General features: G+C 50.0%; 9 protein-coding genes. 4 read left to right on the forward strand and 5 right to left on the reverse strand.

The features are described from left to right. Positions 1 to 1338, forward strand: coding sequence for a collagen-like triple helix repeat-containing protein (locus RS889_RS07955; RefSeq protein WP_315710134.1), 1338 nt, complete (start codon positions 1 to 3; stop codon positions 1336 to 1338). Here the strand turns inward: RS889_RS07955 and RS889_RS07960 are convergent. Then, positions 1319 to 1558, reverse strand: a complete 240-nt coding sequence (locus RS889_RS07960; protein WP_021016615.1) for an acyl carrier protein — start codon at positions 1556 to 1558, stop codon at positions 1319 to 1321. The genes RS889_RS07955 and RS889_RS07960 overlap by 20 nt on opposite strands. 194 nt (positions 1559 to 1752) lie before the next feature. Between RS889_RS07960 and RS889_RS07965 the strand changes: the two genes are divergently transcribed. Beyond that, positions 1753 to 15495 (forward strand): SDR family NAD(P)-dependent oxidoreductase, encoded by a 13743-nt coding sequence (locus RS889_RS07965; RefSeq protein WP_315710136.1) that lies wholly within the window; start codon positions 1753 to 1755, stop codon positions 15493 to 15495. Between the two features lie 29 nt (positions 15496 to 15524). Here RS889_RS07965 and RS889_RS07970 read toward each other — a convergent pair whose 3' ends face one another. The 3 genes from RS889_RS07970 to RS889_RS07980 form a co-directional block, all read right to left on the reverse strand. Next, entirely contained in the window at positions 15525 to 16880 is a 1356-nt protein-coding gene (locus RS889_RS07970) for a 2OG-Fe(II) oxygenase (protein ID WP_315710137.1), read from the reverse strand. An 11-nt stretch (positions 16881 to 16891) separates the two neighbouring features. Continuing rightward, positions 16892 to 17653, reverse strand: coding sequence for a TIGR02466 family protein (locus tag RS889_RS07975; protein WP_315710139.1), 762 nt, complete (start codon positions 17651 to 17653; stop codon positions 16892 to 16894). 198 nt (positions 17654 to 17851) lie between these two features. Continuing rightward, a complete protein-coding gene (locus RS889_RS07980) occupies positions 17852 to 18700 on the reverse strand; it encodes a 3-hydroxyacyl-CoA dehydrogenase family protein (RefSeq protein ID WP_315710142.1) in 849 nt (282 codons plus the stop codon). Positions 18701 to 18784: 84 nt separating this feature from the next. Here RS889_RS07980 and RS889_RS07985 point away from each other — a divergent pair, with 84 nt between their 5' ends. Then, the gene (locus RS889_RS07985; protein WP_315710143.1) at positions 18785 to 19525 is read left to right on the forward strand and encodes a 4'-phosphopantetheinyl transferase family protein; all 741 of its coding nucleotides are present in this window, start codon (positions 18785 to 18787) and stop codon (positions 19523 to 19525) included. Between the two features lie 289 nt (positions 19526 to 19814). Here the strand turns inward: RS889_RS07985 and RS889_RS07990 are convergent, their stop codons facing one another. Further along, on the reverse strand, positions 19815 to 20702 hold the full coding sequence (locus tag RS889_RS07990) for a PhzF family phenazine biosynthesis protein (RefSeq protein WP_315710144.1): 888 nt from the start codon (positions 20700 to 20702) through the stop codon (positions 19815 to 19817). 202 nt (positions 20703 to 20904) lie between these two features. On the opposite strand from RS889_RS07990, the gene RS889_RS07995 reads away from it, so the two are divergent. Then, entirely contained in the window at positions 20905 to 22473 is a 1569-nt protein-coding gene (locus RS889_RS07995) for an ABC-F family ATPase (protein ID WP_425475144.1), read from the forward strand. Positions 22474 to 23097: the final 624 nt, after the last annotated feature.

Raw genomic sequence — 23097 nt, forward strand, 5'->3', positions numbered from 1 at the left:
ATGATGTTGAAGACGAGAGACGCTAATTTACTGGATCATTTTCCGGGCTTACCCAGCTTTGATGATTTTTGCCGACACTATTTTGGGGTGTTGCGCTGGTCGTCAGCAGCTTTTCCAACCGCCAGAGTGGATACTGGTGAAAATGACGATGTAACCTGGTTGTCCAGGGATGTCCGTTTCCCCAGCTGGATTAAGGCGACTTACTTTCTGGTGGAAAATGTAGCATTGCAAAAGTCTCTTGGTGGCATTAGTGATGATATCTATCAGCAGGAGAGGCTGGTGGATCATGTGGTAACCCCGCTTCCATGGGACTCAGGCTGTAACAACTTTGCTGCGACCACAGCGTTAACTACGGCGCAAAAACATGCTATTTGCCAGGCTCATTCGGCCTTTATATTTGGTAATAGCCAGCATGTTGCCAGCTACCAGCAAATTATCGATCTGGTGCATTATCCCTGTCACTTGGCCATTTTTTCTGGGCAACAGCTAATCGTGCGCAAAGACCACCCACTGATCACCAAAGCTCAGTATGACGGTGAACCCGTTGTACTGTTTTTCGATCAACTGTTTCTTGAGTCAGGGGCGGTGATTAACTGTTTAGCCGACACGTCGATTTACGTGCGTGAACTGATCCAGTTTGCAGGCGAGATTAGCAATGTTGTCACTGAGGCAGATTTGGCCAATGTAGAGCCGGTGATGATCCAGAGCCTGGGGGAAGACGGGAAGCCAGCAAAGCCGGGAGAGGCTGGGGCCCACGGACAGGATGGTCAGCCTGGGCAACCGGCTCAGGATGGCAATATGTGCTGCGCTATGCCGGCGTCGATGGGCGGCCAGGGTTCCCCCGGTTTTCCTGGCAAACATGGCGGCAACGGCTCACGCGGTGAAGATGCCTTTTATATGGTACTGAAGGTTGGTTATCTCCACGCCAGAGTGGCATTAAGCAACTATGGAGGAAACGGTAGTGACGGTGCTGAAGGCGGCGACGGCGGTGATGGTGGTGATGGAGGAAGCGGTGGTGCACGATCCCGGTTTTGCCCTGCCGGTACGGTGGGGTTGGGCGCGGTCGGAGGAAACGGGGGGAATGGCGGCAACGGCGGTAATGTTGGCGATGGCCGCAATATCTACATTACCTGCTGGCGCTATGCTGAAAATAGCTGTTTTACTGTGCTGTCATCACGACAAAAGCCAGGCCGGGCGGGAAAAGGTGGTTCAGGTGGAAAAGGAGGATTGCCCGGGGGCATCGGTGGCCAACCTGGTGTTCAAGGGGAAAATGGCCAGCCGGGGCGACCATGCAAAGTCTTCGAGAATATGCAACTGCTTAAGCCAGCTTATGACTAATATAGCGAAACAGATGGTTTATCGTGTTGAAATTTTCTATATCCAGCTCCTGATTTTGCACGGTAATAGCGAAATTTTTTTCGACAAAGTTGACCAATTGCAAAGCAAATATGGAGTTAACCCAGCCTTGGGTAAAAATGTTGTCGTCATCCTGAATGTCAACATCGTGAATATGCTGAGAAAGAAAGTCTTTCAACTGGGATTTAATCATTGCTGTCATGTTAATTGCACCATGATATTACTTTTGGTTTTCATGGTAGTCCGTATTGAATTAATTGCAAAGATATAAGAATTAAAATAGCGACATGCAGACCCACTCCCCCAGCGGTAAATACGGATAAATAGGACGAGTGAGCGTGGTGGCTTTTATTTAATACATCATTTAATGCGTCATTCAGGTAACAGAGGCATCGCATGGATAAAATAAACGCTGGTCATCTTCTTGATAGCCTGTTCGCAAGCGCAAAAAGTGAAAAAGGGATGTTACTGTATGACAGGTTTTTGCAACCACGCTTTATTTCTTACGCGCAGTTATTACGGGATGCCAGTGTGCTTTGTCAAAGCCTTGGGTGTCGTGGCGTCCCCAAAGATTCACAGGTCATTATCCAATTAAGCGATAACCTGCAATTTCTTATCTCGTTTTGGGCCTGCCTGCTGGGCGGTTACGTGCCAGTTCCGTTATCCTGCGTGGCCAGTAGTGAAGCGGCAAAAAAGTTATGGCAGGTTTTCCAACAGAGTGAACGTCCCGTTATCCTCACCGGCCTATTACAACGAGAAAATATTGCTACATTTCTTGGTGAGCGATGTGAGCCACAGGACATTGAACGTATCTGTAAAGCGGTGCTGATAGTTGATGAACTGGTAGCTAATAGCCCATCGGACGGCGTTATCTTCCCAGACAACCATCGGCAGAAAACCGCGTTTATACAGTATTCATCTGGTTCCACCGGTGAACCGAAGGGCGTGGTACTGAGCCATGAAAATGTGCTCAGTAATATCAAGGATATCGGCGAAAGAATACGCATTACCGAGCAGGACAAGACGCTCAGTTGGCTGCCTTTAAGCCATGACATGGGGCTGATTGGCTTTCACCTGGTTCCACTGGTATTTGGTTGCGATCAAGTCATTATTGAAACAGCCAACTTTATTCGCCGCCCGGCTTGTTGGCTCGAACTTGTCAGTCAAACCCGCGCCAGTATTACCGTTTCCCCCAACTTTGGTTTGAAACATCTATCCAAGCAGGTGCCGCCAGAGAAAATAAGCCCGTTGCAATTGGCGTCTTTACGGCTGGTATTTAACGGCGCCGAATCGATTTCTTATCAGGTGTGCCGCGACTTTCTAGCAGTATATGAAGATCATGGATTAAATGCAGACTGTCTGTTTCCTGTATACGGAATGGCAGAGGCCAGCCTGGCGGTTACCTTCCCTCAACCCGGCTCCAGCCTGACGGTCACTACGTTTTTGCGAGAAAGCCTGGTGCCAGGGAAAACGGCAATTGCCCTGGCTGGGACAGAAAACCAAGAGCGTCATGATGCAATCACCCTGGTGGCGGTGGGCACGCCGCTTGCCGGTTGTAGCGTGAATATTATTTCGCCGCAGGAACACGTCTGTGCCGATGGACAGGTGGGCTACATTGCAATCAAAGGTAAAAATGTGACCCGTGGTTATTACCGAGCGGAAAAAGCCTTGGGCAACAAGTACGGCTTGAATACTGGAGATCTCGGTTTATTTTATCAAGGCCAACTCTATATTACCGGGCGAGCCAAAGAGTTATTTTCAATCAATGGGCAAAATTATTACTCAACTAATCTTGAGCAGTACATTGAGTCATTGGCTATCCAAGGGGCTGAGCATACTGCCGTTGTGGGCGTAATAAATGCACAGGGCCAAGAGGAGGTTATTTGTTTTGTGCGCTTCAAAGGCGCACCGGCTGACTTTATCCCTTTGCGCCGCGAAATATCCGCCGCTATTGCGGAAGCGTTTCATATGGAAATAGCCCATATTCTGCCAGTAAAACAGTTGCCAAAAACCACCAGTGGAAAATTAAAACGCACACTGTTGCAGCAACAATATCTCAATGGGCAGTTCGCCGATATTATCCAAAACCAGCACGATGCTGATGAGCGTTCGAGCCATAAATATACCCCTCAGCAGATCGCAGAGTCGATTTTATCGTTATTCAAATCATTGCTCAGTGAACAATCGATCGCCATAGATGATAATTTCTTAGAGATTGGTGGTGATTCAGCCTTGGCATTACGCTTAAAAACCCGCCTCAGCCAACGGTTTTCCATCGAATTGGAGGACAGCGTATTATTCAAATACCCAACCATTCGTACCCTTAGCCATTTTATCTGGCAACGATTGACGGGAAATAGCGAGGAACAACCGCCAGCCGCAAATGGCCCAACGCGCGATACCGTTCAGGATATTGCCATCATCGGCATCTCTTGCCGGTTTCCCGGTGCCAGGAACAGTGAAGAATTCTGGCACAACCTGAGCAATGGAGTGGACAGTGTCAGCCATTTCAGCCAACAAGAGCTTGCGGACAGCGGTATTCCTGAGCAGTGGCTTGCCAGGGAGAACTACATCCGAGCAAAAGGAATTATTGACGACAGTGACTATTTTGCTGCCGGATTCTTCAATTATTCACCTTCAGAGGCGGAGAAACTGGATCCGCAAATGCGTTTTCTGCATGAATGTGCCTGGGAAGCGTTTGAGTATGCAGGATATGATCCGATTAACTATGCTGGTCCGATTGGCGTCTATGTGGGAGCTTCACCCAATCCTGCATGGCAGGCCAAATGGCAATCCGAAGGCTCGCAGGATGCCCGGCATTTTCTGGATACCCAGTCGGCGGACAAGGATTTTTCCGCTACCAGGCTCTCCTACAAATTAAACCTCACGGGCCCCAGCGTCACCCTGTATACCGCTTGTTCCACCGGGCTGGCGGCGGTAGAGATGGCCTGCCAGGGGTTGCTATCCGGTAGCTGTGAGATGGCGCTCGCCGGTGCGGCTTCGGTATTGCTCCCCATAAAGCGCGGTTATTTTTACCAGCCGGGGATGCTATTTGCTCAAGATGGCGTTAATCGTAGTTTTGATGCCAAAGCCAGCGGCAGCGTTTTCAGTGATGGTGTTGGCCTGGTGCTGCTAAAGAAACTGGATCGGGCACGGCAGGACAACGACAATATTCTGGCCGTGATCAAAGGCATCGCGATTAACAATGACGGGCAGGGAAAGGCAGGATATACCGCACCGTCCATGCAGGGGCAGGCGCAGGTGATCGCGGCGGCGTTGCAAATCTCTGCGGTGGATGCCGAAACCATCAGCTATGTTGAGACGCACGGCAGCGCTACACCATTGGGGGATAGCATTGAGATTGATGCGCTCAAGCAAGCACTGGATCGGCCAGGAAACGTCACGCTGCCCCAGTGCGCGCTGGGTTCAGTAAAAAGCCAGGTCGGGCATATGAATACCGCCGCCGGTATCGGTGGCTTGATTAAGGTGGTGCTGATGTTGCAGCACCGTCAACTGCCCGCCAACTTGCACGTCAACCAGGTCAATCCAAATTTACAGTTGGAGAACAGCCGTTTCTATATCAACCAGCAACATCGCCCCTGGCAGGGCAATGTGTTGCGTGCTGGCGTCAGCTCTTTTGGTATCGGTGGAACTAACGTCCATGCCATTCTGGAGCAGGCGCCCGTTGCGACCTGCAACACCGAACCAACACGACCGTTGCTGTTTTTGCTGACGGCCAAGACGGCACAGGAGCTGGGTGCGCTAAAAGCGCTCATGCTGCAGTATATCAGCCAACAACCTTCTGCGTTGCTGGCCGATATTGCCTATACCCTACAGGTAGGCAGACATCATTTCCCCTTCAGAAGCTGTTTTATTTGCCAGACCAGGCAGGAGGTCCAAGACTATTTGTCAGGGGTACTGCCAGCCCGTCAACAACAAGTAACGGACGCTAAAATCCATCAGGTGCAGGGCGAATTAGAGCAGACGTTACTCTCGGCATCGGGCACACCGGCTTTCGCGGAGCAGTTACAGCAGTTGGCAACGGGATGGCTGGCCGGTGCCCGCATCGATTGGTCCTTATTGTACCCAAATCAACAACATCGGCGCCTGCCTTTACCCACCTATCCCTTCAGCCGTGAATGTTATCCGCTCACACCAAAGGTTCCGGCGAGCTATGCAGAGAATGCGAAGCAAACCTCGGTGCCGCAAGATATCGATATTTATTGTTATTACCCGGAGTGGCAGCTGGCAGAACAAACCGCGCCGCAGCCGGATGCCTCCCTGTTGGCAGACGGGGTAATACTCATTACCCAGCCAACGACGCTTGCCAGCATGTTGGAAAATGGCCTGGAGGATATCGGTGTAAAAAGCATGGTGCTGGCACAGGACAGCCTGGTAACTGAGGCGGATTACGGCAACGCTTTCGCCCGCATTATTGCCGAGCAGGGGCATTTACCCAAGCTTATCGTGCATCAGGCCAATATCGTTGAAAACCCGCTGACAGAGCAGGACAGCTATCAACGATTTATCTTGGCTTACCAGCGGGTTTGTTTACTGTTCAAAGCGTTGCAACCGTTGTGCCATGAGCACCGGGTACAAGTGATATTACTCAGTAACAGCCTGGCGGATGAGTTTGATTTTTCCCCCGAGCTGGCCGCTATCTCCGGGCCGTTACAGGCCATTCACCCAGAGGCGGGGAATATACACACCGGCGTATTGGAAATTGACTGGCCACAACCAACAGCCCAGGTTGCCGAACAGCTAAAACAGCAGTTACTGGTAGAAATTACCCGGCCGTTCGGCAACAGCGGACAAAAAATTCTGTTGCGCGGTCAACAGCGTTGGCTGCCACAGCTGAGAGAGATGATTGCGCCGGAATATAATGCCGCTGCTCCAGGGCTGAAAAAGCGGGGAGTTTACGTTATTCTGGGCGGATTAGGCGGGGTTGGTTATGCATTAGCGCAGTATTTGGCGCAACAATGGCAAGCCACCCTGATATTGATCGGTAAGACGCCGTTACCGCAAGCGGCGCAATGGGAAACCTGGCTAGCCGACCACGGCCACGACGATCGTATCAGTATCAAGATCCGCCAGGCACAACGGCTACGGAGATTGGGGGCCACCCTATGGACACTGAATGCCGATCTGGCAGATCCTCGTCAGATAACAGACGTATTTAGTCAAATTCATCGACGTTATCCCCGGATCCAGGGGGTGATTCATGCTGTCGGCGTTGCGGACGGTGCGCTAATCGTCAACCGTCGGCTTGACGCTGACCGTGCATTCTTTTCCAGCAAGGTTCAGGGGACGCTGGCGCTATCCCGGATACTGCAATCTGCGCCGCCGGATTTCCTGTTATTCTGTTCTTCTATCGCCGCCGTTTTGAATTTGCCGGGGCAGGCCGCTTATATCTCGGCCAATAATTTCATTGATGATTTCTGTCGCTACTTTTCTCAGCGGATCGTCAGTAAAGTCGTTGCTGTCAATTGGGATCACTGGCGCGATCTTGAATATTCCACTTTCAATCAGCACGATATTTTCAACCGTATTAGCGAGCAGCGGGTCGGTTTAAGCGCCGCGCAGGCGGGGCTGGCATTATTACGAGCATTGGCGGCAGAACAGTCCCAGATCGTCATCTGCGCCGCTCCCTTTACCACCAGACAGGCGCAAATTCAGCAGGTTATCAACGCCGTTACGAGCCATTCTCAGGTTAATATCCGCCCAAGGCCGACGCTGAATGTCAACTATGTAGCCCCTGGCTCTCACGAAGAGCAACGGCTAGCGACGATTATTCAGAAGTTCACTGGGTTGCAACAGGTTGGCATACATGACAACTACTTTGAGCTGGGGCTGACGTCGCTGGATATTTTTCAGATCAACCAAAACCTGATGCTGCAATTGGGCAGAGAGTTGCCCATTACCGCATTTTATACTTACCCGACAATACGGCTTTACGCCAATTTTCTGACCAGCAATGAAGCACCACTTGCTCCGCCAATCCACCGGTTGACACCGCCTCATGCCGAGGCTGGCGGCGGCATCGCCATTATCGGTATGGCTGGGCGGTTCCCTGGCGCAGTCAATGTCGAGGCATACTGGCAAAATCTGCTTGCCGGTATTGAATCCGTGCAATTTTTCTCACGAGAATCACTGTTAGCCGCAGGTATCGACCCCCTGTTATTGGACGATCCGAACTATGTTAGTGCTAAAGGCTATCTGGCCGATACCGACTGCTTCGATCACGAGTTTTTTGGGTTTTCGCCCAGGGAAGCGCAAGTGCTGTCGCCACAGGTGAGATTGACCTACGAGTGCGTCTGGAGTGCGCTGGAAAATGCCGGGTATCCGCCAGACAGTCACGAATTGTCCATCGGCTGCTTTTTGGGGGCGTCACACAATACCTATTGGGAAGAGCAGGTCAAACACTCTGCCGAAGGCGACAGTCTGGGCGAGTTTGTCAGCACGCTGCTCAGCCACAAAGCGTTTATGGCGACTCGAATCGCCCACAAACTCAACCTGAATGGCCCGGCCATCAACCTGTTTACCGGTTGCTCCACCTCGGCAGTTACGGTACATCAGGCTTGTCAAAGCCTGATGGCGGGGGAATGTGACATGGCGGTAGCGGGCGGGGTATCGGTGGAGTTCCCTGTCATCTCTGGGTATCTCTATCAGCCAGGTATGTTGTTTTCTCAGGATGGCCATTGCCGTTCTTTTGATGAACAGGCTTCTGGCTCCTGTTTTGGCGATGGTGTAGGTATTGTGGTGCTCAAACCGTTGCATCAGGCGCTAGCCGATGGTGATGTTATCACGGCGGTGATCAAAGGTTCGGCGATTAATAACGATGGTGCAATGAAAGTAGGTTATACCGCCCCCAGTGTTAAAGGGCAGGCGGCGGTTATTGCCAAAGCGCAGCACAATGCCGGTATTGTGCCCGATAATATCGGTTATGTTGAAACGCACGGTAGTGGGACCCCGGTCGGCGATCCCATTGAACTGACTGCATTAAATTCCGTTATCCCACGGCATTCCGATACGAAAGCGCCTTGTTATATTGGCAGCGTGAAAAGCAACATCGGCCATTTAAATACCGCTTCCGGCATCGCGGCACTGATCAAAACGGCCAAAATTATTCAGACCGGGGAGATCCCGCCCAGCCTGCATCTGACACAACTTACCTCCAGATTTGATTTTGCCAATAGCAGGCTGACAGTGTGTACGCAGCGGACACTATGGCCAAAGATTGCAGGCCCAAGACGAGCCGGTGTCAGTTCGTTTGGTATTGGCGGTACCAATGTCCATCTGCTGCTTGAAGAGGCACCACCGCAGATTGCTGCCCCGACGCAAGAGAAGGCTGGTTGTCTGCATCTTCTGCTGTTGCAGGCGAAAAACTTATCGGCATTACGGCAAATGGGGGCTCAACTTATTACCTTTTTGCAGCAGCAATCCGTTTGTCTGGCGGATCTGGCCTATAGCCTACAGGTGACCAGAACGCCGATGCCATGGTGCAGAATGGTCATTTGTCACGACAGGCAGGATGCCATTTCGCAGCTGCGGCAGGAATGGGAAACGCTGGAATTCATCAGGCAATGTGAGGACAGGTTTTACGTTTCTGTCTCCAGTACTGCCAGAACGGAAAACGCCATCGATCTTATGTTGTACCACCGTAATCTGCGGCAAGAGACCGAGCAAGTTCCTCGCTTACGGCAGTGTTTGCAAACCTTGCAACAGCAGGTGGGTGCAACATTTCGGTTACCGTCAGCATCAAGTATTGGCCGCCAAATCCTGCCGTTACCCACTTATCCATTTGCACGTCTAAGCCACTGGCTGGGAGCACAGCCAGCCGTTTCGCTAAAAGCAGAAAATGTAGAACAAACGCACAGTTACACGCCAATGTGGCTGGCTGATGGGGCCGTGACCGCCTGCGAAGGGGAAGGGTGTTGTTTATTGCTGTGCCAGCAGCAAGGGTTGCAAGGAAGCAACTTGCAGCAACGGCTGTGGGCGAGCGGTATGCAATCGTTGTTGGTGACCAATGGTGAGAAAGCTGGGCAAGACTCGGACGATAGTTTTACCGCCTGCTTTAGCGATGTACAGCAGTTGACGGCCTGTTTTCACAGACTGAAGCAGGCATCGCGGCTACCGAGGACAGTGGTGCACTATGGCTCTGGTGAAAATAGCGAGGACGCCCAGAAAGCATTATCAGGGCTGGTCAATATCATCCGGGCTTACAAGGCGGTGGACGGCGACGCAGAGCTGAAGCTGTTAATCATTACGCAATATCTTTACAGCGATAAAGGTGGCAGTGAATCGGCTTGTCAGGCGGTTAAAACCGGCTTTGCGCGGGTCATCAATCAGGAATACCGGGACATTCATTGCCAGCTTGTCGATTTTGAATCTGACAAGGTAGCCGATATTGCCGCTGGCCTGCTGTTTGAACTGGCTAACCCAAGCGGCCAGGTTATCGTGCTTTACCGCGCAGCACAGCGCTGGTTAGCGCACTGGCAGTCCAGCAGGTTAACCGGCCAGCAGTCCCCTGGCTTTCGCCAGGGTGGGGTCTATTTGATAACCGGGGGATTAGGCAATATTGGCTTCGCTTTGGCACTGCGCTTAATCCATAAGTTTCAGGCAAAAATCGTCATTATTACGCGTTCCGACGGGCTCAGTGACTATCAGCAACAACAGTTGTCGGGCAAGCAAAATAATCTATTGATCTGCCAGGGGTCCTGTGCCAACCCGGATCAGTTGCAACAGTCAGTCACTGAGGCCGAGCAGGTTTTTGGTCCGATCCATGGTGTTATTCACGCCGCTGGCTGGGCGAGCGAAGAGTCGGTCAGTGTTATTGAGAATATGGATGAGGCGTTCATCCGACGCCATTTCGATGCCAAAGTGGCAGGAACGCAGGCGTTGGTTCAGATATTCGCTGACAAGTCGCTGGATTTTTGTCTGTTGATGTCATCGATCTCCGCACAGTTAGGCGGGATTGGCATGGCGGCCTATGCCGGTGTTAATCACTATCTGGATTGCATGGCCCGTTATCAGATGAGTAAGGGGCTCCCCTGGATAAGCGTGAACTGGGATCGGTGGCAAGGCGCCAGAGGCTGGGATAATGCCTATTTAAAACGGGTGTTGGGGGAGCGGCAAATAGCCGTTGAGCATGGGTTGGATTGTATTGAGCACATTGTGCAGAACACGGCAAATTGCCAGCTACTGGTGTCCGGTAAAGATGTGCTTGGGCAACTCAATACTCAGGACCACATTCCCATCGCGTCGGCCACTGTTGCCGACGAAACCAACGGCCTACCGCTACGGGTCAAGGACAGAACCCATCTCAATAGTCGGTTTGTCGACGCCCGAAACCCGCTGGAACGGTTGATCACTGATGTTTTCGAGGAGCACTTCGGCTTTAGCGGCATCAGTATCCATGATAATTTCTTTGATTTGGGGGCCTCCTCCGTGGATTTGGTGCGGCTGCACCTGAAGCTCAATAAGCGGGTAGAGACGCCGCTGACGATTGCCAACTTTCTCAACTATCACAGCATTTATACGTTAGCGCGATTTATTGAAGGGGATGCGGCAACTGACGATCCTCAACTGTCTGGCGATGACCCAGAACCAAACGCCGATGAAAGCACCAAGCCGGGGGATAGCCCCCCTCCGTCCGTAGCCGACGAAATGGATATCGCCATCATCGGTATGGCGGCCCAATTCCCTGGCGCACCGAACATTGATACATTCTGGCAAAACCTGCTGGCGGGTGTCGAATCTATCAGCCGATTCAGCCCGCAGGAATTGCGCAGCGCTGGCGTGCCGGAATCCTTGATCCGCGATCCCAGCTATGTTCCGGCCAGAGGCATACTGCCGGAGTCTCAGTCGTTTGATGCTGCATTCTTTGGCTACAGCTTCAAAGAGGCGCAAACGATGGACCCGCAAACCCGCGTAATGCATGAATGCGCCTGGCGAGCCCTGGAGCACGCCGGTTACGATCCACAGGGTTATGCGGGAAAAATTGGCTTATATGCCGGAGGGGGGCCGCATCCCTATTGGTCGTCTGTTCACTCATCCGCTGTGGTCAGGTCTGATAAACCCTCTGAACAATACGCCACAGTACAGCTCTCTGATAAAGATTTCTCCGCCAGCCGTATCGCCTACAAACTCGGTCTGAAGGGCAATACCCTCAGCGTTTTTACTGCCTGCTCGACCGGGTTGGTCGCGGTACATCTGGCAGCCAGTAGCCTGTTGCAAGGGGAATGCGACATGGCGCTGGCCGGTGGCGCTTCGGTGTGGTTGCCACAAAAAATGGGCTATTTACACGAACAGGGCATGATACTGTCAGCTGACGGGCACCACCGGGCGTTTGACGCACAGGCTTCTGGGTCTGTTTTTAGTGATGGCGTCGGCGTCGTATTACTAAAAAAACTGACCAGGGCCATTGCCGACGGCGATTCAATCCACTGTGTGATTAAAGGCACAGCGATCAATAATGATGGTAACCGTAAGTTGGGATACACAGCACCCAGCGTGGAAGGCCAGGTCGAGGTAATCAACGGGGCGTTAGCCAGAGCGCGCATCACGCCGGCACAGTTAAACTATATCGAAACACATGGCAGCGCCACATCGTTGGGAGATGTGGTGGAAATTGAAGCATTGAAAAAAGTTTTTGCTGGCGATAATAACGTTGGTGCTGCTTGCGTATTGGGCGCGGTGAAAAGCAATATTGGCCATACCAACAGTGCTGCTGGTATGGCCGGCTTGATTAAAACGGCCCTGGTACTGAAATACCGCCAAATTCCACCCACCCTCCACTTTCACGAGCTTAATCCCAATATCAATTTGCAAGACGGTCGGTTACAGATAAATTCGACCTTGCAGCCGCTATCAGGCGGCGTGACGTCCTGTTTCGCCGGGGTGAGCGCCTTCGGTATCGGTGGTACCAACGCACATGTGATTTTGCAGGGATACGAAGATCACACTGTTACGGCAGACAGCGCCGGCCCCTGGTTATTGCCGTTGTCAGCCAAATCACCTTCGGCTTTGGCCGCTGCCAGCGCTAGCCTGGGCGATTATTTGCAGCAGAACCCGGCGATTAAGATGGCCGATGTAGCTTATACGTTGCAGGTTGGTCGTCCGCATTTTGAATATCGCACTACGGTGATGTGCCACTCTCTTCAGGAAGCGATTGACGCATTTACCGGTACCGGGGCTGGGAACATATTGTCAGGCCATTGCAAACGGGGTCCGCAGGCGATCGCTTTTATGCTGCCCGGGCAAAGTGCGCAATACATCAATATGGGAAGGGCGTTGTATGACCGGGAGCCGCTATTTCGGCAGGTGATGGATGCCTGCTTTAGCCACTATCAGACAATGACCGGCGAGGATATCGCTGAGGTGCTCTATCCGGCGCATCATGATATCGTCGCCTTGACCGACACTGCGCTGAGTCAGCCATTGTTGTTTATGTTTGAATATGCGCTTGGCCAACTGTTGATCGGCAAGGCTATCCGGCCTTCGTTGCTTATTGGCTATAGTTTTGGTGAATATGCAGCGGCCTGTATTGCGGGTGTATTCAGCTACCAGGATGCGCTGGATCTGATCATTATCCGTGGACGGCTGATGCAACTCATGCCGGCAGGTAAAATGCTCAGCACGACGCTGGCAAAAGAGCAGCTTACTCCGCTGTTAAGCGGTTCGTTATCCATTGCCATCGAGAATCCATCCAGTCTGATCGTCAGCGGTCTTGAAGACGATGTGCTGAAACTGGAAAAGGCGCTTAAAACACAGCGCTGTTTTTGCTTCCCGGTAGATATCCATCATCTGGCGCATTCCCCGCTACTGAAAAAAATACTGCCCGCGTTCAAGGCGGCGTTGGCTAACGTTCGTTTTCATGCGCCACAGATACCCTATATTTCCAACGTAACCGGTAAGCGGGTGACTGCCGAGCAGGCAACGAGCAGCGATTTTTGGTGCCAACATCTTACGCAGACGGTGAAATTCAGCCAGGGGCTGGATTGTTTGCTCGAACAGGTTGAGGGAGTGGCGCTTGAGCTAGGCCCAGGGCACGATTTGAGCGTCTTGCTGCGTTCTAAAGCGCCAACGGCCACTCGGCTTGTGGCCATCAATCTGGTGGCTAACAAACATGAAGCCGTCGATAGCTATGGGTACTTTCTGGCAAAAATTGGCCAGATGTGGTTGCACGGCGGCGTTGAAGACTGGCAGATACTTCATTGCGAAGCGAGAAAACGCATTCCACTGCCGGGATATATATTTGAGAAACAGTTTTTCCCACTTGAGCCGTCTATTTTGTCAGAAACCGCCTGGCAGGGCGTCACCAAGACGATCCATAAAACACCAGAATTACAACAATGGTTTTATCGCCCGACTTGGCGGCCGCTCGCGCTCGCGTCAGACGACGCGGGCACGCCGCCGCCAGCGGGCTGTATCCTGGTGTTTATGGATGACATCGGTGTCGCTAGCGAGGTATGTAGCATACTTTCCGCGCAGGGACATACGCCGATAGCGGTAGCCAAGTCATCTTCTTTCCGTCAATTCGGCGAACGTAGCTTTGCCATCAATCCGGCGTGTTTGCAGGATTATCTTGACCTGTTTTCCGCCCTGAGGGGACGTTTGGGCGAGGATCTACAACTGTATCACTTTTTTAGCCTGGGCAAGCCAGAGGATCCCCTTGATGCCGATGATATCGCTCCAATGATGTCTGTCGGTTTTTACAGCCTGTTGCATATTGCCAACGCGCTGGCAGAAACAACCAGCCTTCGGCAGGTGACGCTTAGCGTCATCAGCAATCATCTATATCAGATCGCTGCCGAGCAGCACACAGCCGGTGCGAAAGGTGCGTTGCAAGCCGCCTGTCTGGTCATTCCGCAAGAACACCCGCATATTCAGTGCCACAGCATTGATGTGATGGTTCCTGACCACCCGAGACAGCGTTCCCGGCTGATCCAGCAGCTATGTCGTTTCCTGATGGCGAAAAGCTCACGGCCGGCAGCGGCGATACTACGGGACAACAGCTTATGGGGCCGGAGTTACGAGCGGCTAGCCGCCAATGCGGCTCAAACCACAGCGACACCGATCCGTAAACGGGGCGTATACCTTATTACCGGTGGTTTTGGCGGTATCGGCCGGTTGCTGGCAAGCCACCTGGCAACCCAGTATCAAGCCAGTGTGATCCTGAGTACCAGGGGAATGGATGACAATACGGAAAAAGGACGTGAGAAACACCAGTGGTTACAAACGCTGAGAGCGTCGGGAGCACAGGTTGAGATTATCTGTGCCGACGTGACAGATTATCACGCGATGGAAAAAGGGCTGGCTGTGGCCGAGGAGATATGTGGTGCCGTTAACGGTGTCATACACTGTGCTGGCTTGGTCGGTCAGATGTATCTGAAGCCGACGGCGAGTTTAACTCCGGCAGATTGTGAGGAGATATTCGCCGCCAAAATAACCGGTGTTCAGGTGCTTGCCGCCCTATTTGAAGGTAAAAAACCGGACTTTTGTTTGTGCATGTCGTCGATCTCCAGCGTGTTAGGCGGATTGGGGCACGCGGCTTATATCGCCGCCAATATTTATATGGATTATTTTGTACAACAACAAAATCTGACTGCCGATTTTCGCTGGTTAAGTGTCAACTGGGACGGTTGGCAAACTGAACGTATGCAAGCACAGCGTGAAGGAGTAACCATTACCCAGGACAAGTTCGCCATGTCGCCAGCCGAAGGGATCGCCGCCTGTGAGTGGGCGCTGGCACAGAACGAGACGGATTTGCTGGTACACTCCACAGCTGATCTTGACGCGCGTATTAAACAGTGGGTAACGCTGGATAGTCTACAGGATCAACCCCGGTCCGTTTTCCCCAGGCCACAGTTGGATACGCCATATGTTGCACCGGAAGATACCTTGCAGCAGGCATTGTGTACCATGATGCAAGAACGACTGGGAGTGGATAAGATTGGCATCAATGATGACTTTTTCCAGCTGAATATGGATTCGTTCATTATTGTGCAAATAACCAACATGATAAAAAAGCAGCTGAATGTCGATATTCCGGTGGTGACATTTTATAAATATCCCAACATCAATGTGCTCTCTGCCATTATTCAGCAGTTGGGATATGGGGCTGAAAATAATGGATAACGCTCAGGGACGTCTTTAACTGGTGTTGTTTACTCAACACGAGTGGCAAATACGACCAGTGAATAGCGTTTGCCTTCGCAGATGTTGCTGACGCCGTGGATCAAATTGCCGGCATGTAGCACCGCGTGGCCAGTTTTCCATGGGGCGATCCGTAATTGATCATCGTCTGCCATCATCAGAAATTGGCCGCCGCTGAATTCCTGATGGTCATTAAGGGCGATCACACAGGTATAAGTACAAATATCTGAGTGAAAGGCGATATAAGGTCGGGTTTGTGCTGAATAAATCCGCAGAAACAGATTGAATTGTAGCGTTTCGTTTTCGCCTTCAGATTGACCATCGTGAAGTAAAGAGGGCAAGTTGAGCAGTTTATCCAGGGTTTCTTGATTCAGCAACGCTGTCAACTGTGCAATGGATAGATTGACCTGATACTCGGGGTAGCCGTCTACTGAATCGGGCACGACGGCGGTAATGTGTCGATCGAGGTACGCTTTCAATTGACTGCACTGTTGCGCTGACAATACCGGAACCTGCTCAATCACGCGGGTTTGTCGGTAATCCTGCTGCTGCAAACCGTGTTGCCGAATTAACTGAATTTCCTCTGGCGTGGCGGTGGCGGGTTCGGCATTATCGATCAAGAACCTTCTCACTACCGGGCTGCCTTCCAGTCGGTAGCGGATCGCCGCCTGCCGGTTTACCCACTCTACCTTCTGTTGCAGCATCTCCAGCGGTGGCGTAGGAAGTGACAGAGGAAGGGCGGTGGCGGCCGCAAAGACGGTGGTATCAGCCAGGTTCTGGTGATGAAAAGTACGATCTTGCAGGGTAGCTACCCGGGCTAATTCAGGCAATGCGACGTCGTAGTGCAACACAATCGCGGCGCCGGTGACTTTGTGGCGTCGAAACCCGCTACTGATTAGCATAGCGCCGGGCAGGAGTGGTATCGCTTCGCCCTCTTCGAACGCTAGCCAGCAAGCAGTATCAGCGTCACCTGATGAGAAATCAAGGCGGACATCAACACTCAACGCATGTCTGCCACGCAGGTAAGGTTCACAACTTTCTGGCGTTCGAACCTGCAAGGACAAATTGAGTACGGTAGCATTGTTCAGTGGGATATTGCGCTCACGCAAATAGCAGTAAAGCTTATCCACCGAGTTCCTGAATGCTTGCTGTTGCTCGCCGCCAAACAGTAGCTTCACGGTGCCGGTGAAGTCATGATACCAGTACTCTTCGGGAAAACCCTGTACAAGCTGTTGGCAGTCATGCCAAAGCGCTTCACTGGAGATATACGGGAAAACAACGGCATCCCACAAGATATGCCCCTGGTGCGGGACCAGAGTGTAATCATCAATAGATTGGTAATAACGGGTGATCGTGGCGAGGTGCATTTTTCATCCTGTTAAACTGGGCGCGGTGTTTCATCTACATCGATTCGCGGGCCTGCCAATAGGGTATTTCTGAGCCTACTGTCAAATTTTTTCCAGTTTTCAGGTGAGGGCATCAAAAATTCTGGGGTTGCCTGACCCATATTTTGTCTGGCGGTAATAATGATATCGTATGAGATAGAGATACGCTCTTCATCGGTCTGGTTGGCAAGCACATCATGAGGTTGTTTGGCTGGAAACAGCAGTAGACGCCCTTCAGTAGGATAATAATTCACATGAGTATAATTAAATGCATTATATTCGCTATAGCCCTCGGTCATATTTGAATCTATACCATTAGACAGTTCGTTACTTTTTTTATCATTAAAAAAACGAGTCTGTCCGGCATCGCCTTCTTTCGGGATAGAGACATAATAAACCGCGCTTAGGTTGGCATTATGATGAGCGTGACGTGAAACCCACTGGCCTTTATTCGCGATAACTGGCCAAGAGCGTTGTATATATAACTCAATTTTATCCAGATCGTGTCCCAGCGTTTTTAGATAAAGTAGTACATGGCGTTCAATTTGCTGTGTTAACCAGGCGAAAACCGGGTCGTTATGTATCCCATCGACTTTATGCACGTCCCCCGTCCAACTGGCTGTTTCTGAGGTGCGTTTTTCACCGGAACCCGCTCGCAACTGCTTAATTCGTTCAATATATACCGCTTTATATTGCTCATGTTCTGGCAGGTCTTCATAGTAAATAGCTAGAGGAAACCAAGCGTCAATAGCCATACAATACCCTTTGTTTTTTGCGATGAAGGCGGTTGTTGATTCTGCTCAATCAGTATTGGCGACGCTGATAGATCTGTCCAACCGGACTTCTGGTCAACACAAGAGCGTGAAATTTATTTTCATCTCTTGGTTTTAATTCTGAGGTTAATTAAATCAAAATAGTGAGTGTGCTATGTCTTTAACGTTGATTATTTCACATTAATATTTATAGAAGCCCTGACCAGACTTTCTGCCATACAGACCAGCGTCTACCATCTGTTGTAACAGCGGAGCCGGGCGGAATTTGGGATCCGCTAAACGTTGATATAACTCTTCCAGCGTCAGTAATACGGTATCCAATCCAATTAAATCAGCCGTTTCCAATGGCCCGGTTTCATGGTTGTAACATTGTCTAAAAATGGCATCGACCTGTTCAGCACTGCCGATTTTTTCTTGCACGACCCTGATAGCTTCATTGATATATAGATGGGAAATACGGTTGGCGACAAAACCAGGGGCATCGTTCACGACAATGTGGCGTTTATTAATCTGAGCGAGGAATGACGCTGCGCGATCAATGGTGGCATCGCTGGTGTGTTTTCCTCGTATGGTTTCGACCACCGGTTTCTGCGGAACCGGATTCATAAAATGCATGCCCAGCACTTTGTCTGCCCGCCGCGTTAAATCGGCCAGGCGGGTAATTGAAATGGCCGAAGTATTGGCCGCAAATATACAGTCAGGAGGGCAAATATCATCTATCTCAGGATAGATTTTTACTTTAGTGGTCCATTTTTCAGTGGTATTTTCTATAACAAAATCAACATCTTGAATATCATTTAGTGACGTTGTTACGTGGATAAGTGAAAACAGGACATTCAAATCCAGATCCCGATTCATTTTGCCCATCAACATATTTAGCCGAATATTTTGCCGGATTGTTGTCAGGGCATTTTCCAGAATAGCTTGCTCAAGATCCACCAGGATGACATCAATATGATGCTCTGCTAATACCTGACTGATGCCGGTACCCATGACACCCGCACCGATAACGGCAACTTTACCGATCATGTTAGATCCTTATTCTTGTACCAAGATTTTCTTGGCATTACGATAGAAACTTAATGATGTTCAGGAAAGGTAGAGCAAATAACAATGTCTTTTTCTAGCTCATTTCTGCTGACTCAATTTATGAAACTGACGGTTTCCCCTTTAGTGTACAACGCGAATTTACATGTCGCCAATTGCTGGTTCGATATCAGTCGGTTTGATGACGACTTGTTTATAAAAGAAAATATTTTCCTGCCGGCCACGGTGAAATGTTCGACGGGAAAAAGGCGCGCCGAATATTTTGCTGGCCGTTATTTGGCAAAGCAGTGTCTTACCGAAATGGGAATACAACAGTTTAATGTATTTAGCGATAGCAACCGGTGCCCGATATGGCCGGAACATTTGCTGGGATCGATCAGCCACAGTAACGATAGCGCCATATGTATTGTTGCTAAGAAAAAAGATTATGTTGCAGTTGGAGTCGATACAGAAAATTGGGTTGTTCAGGCAAACGCAGCAGAAGAGCTTGGCAAGGTTGTACTCGATCAGCGTGAACGGTGGCTGGTTAACACGATGAGTGAAGGGCTGGATAAATACTTTACGCATATTTTTTCTGCCAAAGAATCTATATTCAAAGCGCTATATCCGGCGGTGGGGCGGTATTTCAATTTTTCTGCGGCTAAATTGATAAGTATGGATCTGCCGCAGAATTTATTATGTTTCGAACTGGCGGAGAACCTGGCTGACGCCTACTGCGAGGGCGTGCAGCTACGGGTCTGGTTTAACGAGTCGGCAAGCGGCGTCACCACGTTGTGCCTGATTGAACACAAAAATATTTCCGGATGAGTGATTTTAGCCGTGCGGCAATGATAAAGGCGTCTTGCAGATCGAGATAGGCGGGGCAACCACAGCGCAAGGCGCGCCATCGGCTGACGGAGACGAACTTATCGCTGCGTGCCCCCTAAAAATTGGTTTTATCATCAATCTGACAGGAGAATGCTATATTTCATTACCCTGGAGTATTAAAAATAAAAAATTATATTGTATTGGCTTTTCTCATTATTCTGCGGGCAGAAAACGAAACGGGTTAGCCAGCCATGCTTCCCCGCTATTATTGGTATCTTGATGAGTAATGCTAGATTTTGATAATACCGTCGATAAGGGTTTGGCTGTATCCCCCGATCCAGGGATGTCCATCGATATAAGCTACCTTCACTCGTCCACTGTGATTGAGGATTGTGCCCTGACGGACGCTGTAACCCAGCTTCAGCTTTGTGTCCATGTTATCTGGATAATATTCCATTTGTAGTAACCGGGCGATGCAGGCATTGGCGCTACCTGTCACCGGATCTTCAACCAGTTGTCCATTCTCTATGGTAAATACTCTGACTTCATAATCGTCCTGCATTGTGTTGTCATGAGGCCCGTAAAGGGCAAATCCATTGGACTGGCATTGTTGAAGCAGAGATTCGAGCGATGCCAGGTCGGGCCGGACATTCAGGCAGGTTGTTGCTGTTTCCATGCGTACCGTAATCCAGCAGGTCCCCATACGGACGTTGGCGGGCGCATAACGGTGATCTCTCAAACCGTGTTGTAGTGTCGCATCAATCAATGGGTATAGTTCTTCATGGATGACGTCAATGCAGGCCTCGGGTGCCCGAAACGCGAGCTGACCATCGGCGGCGATATTGATGGATACCAGGCCAATGCCACACTGCTGGATAAGCTGGCCGGAAACATGTGGTTTCAGTCCTGCTTCCAATAAGGCATGTGCGGTGCCCAGCGTGGGGTGCCCAGCAAAGGGAAATTCTGACACCGGTGTGAAGATGCGCACCTGATAATCGGCTGCCGGGTCGGTAGGTGGAAATACGAAGGTGGTTTCAGAAAGGTGAGTCCAGCGCGCGATATCTTGCATTTGCTCATCACTCAGACCGTCAGCATCCAGTATAACGGCCAGTGGGTTGCCTTTGTATGCAAGGTGAGTGAAGACATCGACTTGCTTAAACTTACGTTCTGACGGCATCGGGCACTCCTTTTTGGGCAATGAAAGTGCCCATATTATGGTTATTGAAAGACATTTGTCCTGTGGGGGATAAATATTGGGTCAGAAGAGATTAAAACTCACACAAATCTGACCGGGATTCTGACTCCGGCTTATGGCATAATGCGCGCCAAATCACATTTTAACGTGAGTAAGTGCTGTGTTAAGTACCAACAATATTACGATGCAATTCGGCAGTAAGCCGCTATTTGAAAACATTTCCGTGAAGTTTGGCAATGGTAACCGCTATGGGTTGATCGGTGCCAATGGTTGCGGTAAGTCCACCTTTATGAAAATCCTTGGCGGTGATCTGATACCGACCGCGGGCAACGTGTTTCTCGAACCTAATGAACGATTGGGGAAACTGCGTCAGGATCAGTTTGCGTTTGAAAACCATACTGTACTGGATACGGTGATTATGGGGCACGCTGAGCTGTGGACGGTAAAGGAAGAACGTGACCATATTTATTCCATGGCGGAAATGAGCGAAGAAGATGGGTATAAAGTCGCTGATCTGGAAATAAAATATGGCGAAATGGATGGGTATACTGCCGAGGCCCGTGCTGGTGAGTTGCTGCTGGGCGTCGGTATTCCGCTGGAACAGCACTATGGGATGATGAGTGAAATTGCGCCTGGCTGGAAGTTGCGTGTATTGCTGGCACAGGCATTATTTGCTGATCCTGATATTCTGCTGCTGGACGAACCGACCAACAACCTGGACATTGACACGATTCGTTGGTTGGAACAGGTGCTGAATGAACGTAACAGCACCATGATCATCATCTCCCATGACCGTCACTTTTTGAATATGGTATGTACCCATATGGCGGATCTGGATTATGGTGAGTTGCGTATTTATCCCGGAAATTATGACGAGTATATGACGGCATCGACGCAATCTCGTGAGCGTCTGCTGGCGGATAATGCCAAGAAAAAAGCGCAGATCTCTGAATTGCAGTCATTTGTCAGCCGTTTCAGTGCCAATGCTTCCAAATCCCGTCAAGCGACGTCCCGAGCCCGTCAGATAGAAAAAATCCAGTTGGAAGAGGTGAAAGCCTCCAGCCGCCAGAATCCGTTCATCCGTTTTGAACAGGATAAGAAACTGTTCCGTAACGCATTAGAAGTGGAAGGACTGACTAAGGGTTTTGATAATGGCCCACTGTTCAGCCAGCTAAAATTGCTGATTGAAGTCGGCGACAAGGTGGCTATTCTCGGTAATAACGGGATTGGTAAATCGACGCTGATGAAAACACTGGTCGGTGATTTACCACCGGATGCCGGTACGGTGAAATGGTCTGAGAATGTAAAAATTGGTTATTATGCTCAGGATCATGAATATGAGTTTGAGGACGATCTCACCGTATTTGACTGGATGAGTCAGTGGAAACAGGAAAAGGATGACGAACAGGCGGTACGTAGTGTATTGGGTCGTCTTCTGTTCTCCCAGGACGATATCAGAAAGAATGTCAAGGTATTATCCGGCGGAGAGAAAGGCCGTATGTTGTTTGGCAAGCTGATGATGCAGCGTCCGAATGTATTGGTGATGGACGAACCAACTAACCACCTGGATATGGAATCCATTGAATCACTGAACATGGCGCTGGAAATGTACCCAGGTACGTTACTGTTTGTGTCGCACGACCGCGAATTCGTTAGCTCATTGGCGACACGTATTCTGGAAATTACACCGCAGAAAGTGGTGGATTTTTCCGGTAATTACGAAGATTACCTGCGTAGCCGTGGTATTGAGTAATCGTTAGCGTCAATATACATGGTAATTACTCAAGGTAGTGGAGGAATCTCCGCTACCTTTTTTTATCATCTAATCTCGAATTCGACTTGGTAAGATTAAATCTATTTCAGTATGAAAACAGCGATGAATATCGTGAATGCCACTAAAATTTGCTCCCAGAGAGTGTGTTACTTGCTTAGGAAAAGATAATATCCGTCAGACTTTTTTGCTTTTTAAACTAAAGTATTTAAAGTAACTATAATGCAGTGGTGAATATAAGCCTCATGGTAATAAATGCAGGTTAAAATAACAAAATGAGCATCAGCAGTTTTAATGGAAATTCACTAAAATCAACATAGTATTTTATTTTATTTTTGAGTAATTATCTGTGTTAAATCGATTAAGCACTATCAGTGAAAGTGAAAATAGTGGTCTTAACGAGTGATTGCGATAATTTCTCATTCCACCGGATGACAAAAAATTTCTAAAAGACAGCATGTGTATACAGTCACAGAATATACATAAATAAGATGGTTATTCTCCTGCGGATTGATAGAGATCAAGTCGGTTAAACTAATTTCCTCATTACCATATTCCCACACATCCGCGTGTTACTCCGTCTGAGTTACAGGAGAATAATAAAAA

This window comes from Brenneria uluponensis, assembly GCF_032395385.1.
GTDB lineage: Bacteria > Pseudomonadota > Gammaproteobacteria > Enterobacterales > Enterobacteriaceae > Prodigiosinella > Prodigiosinella aquatilis.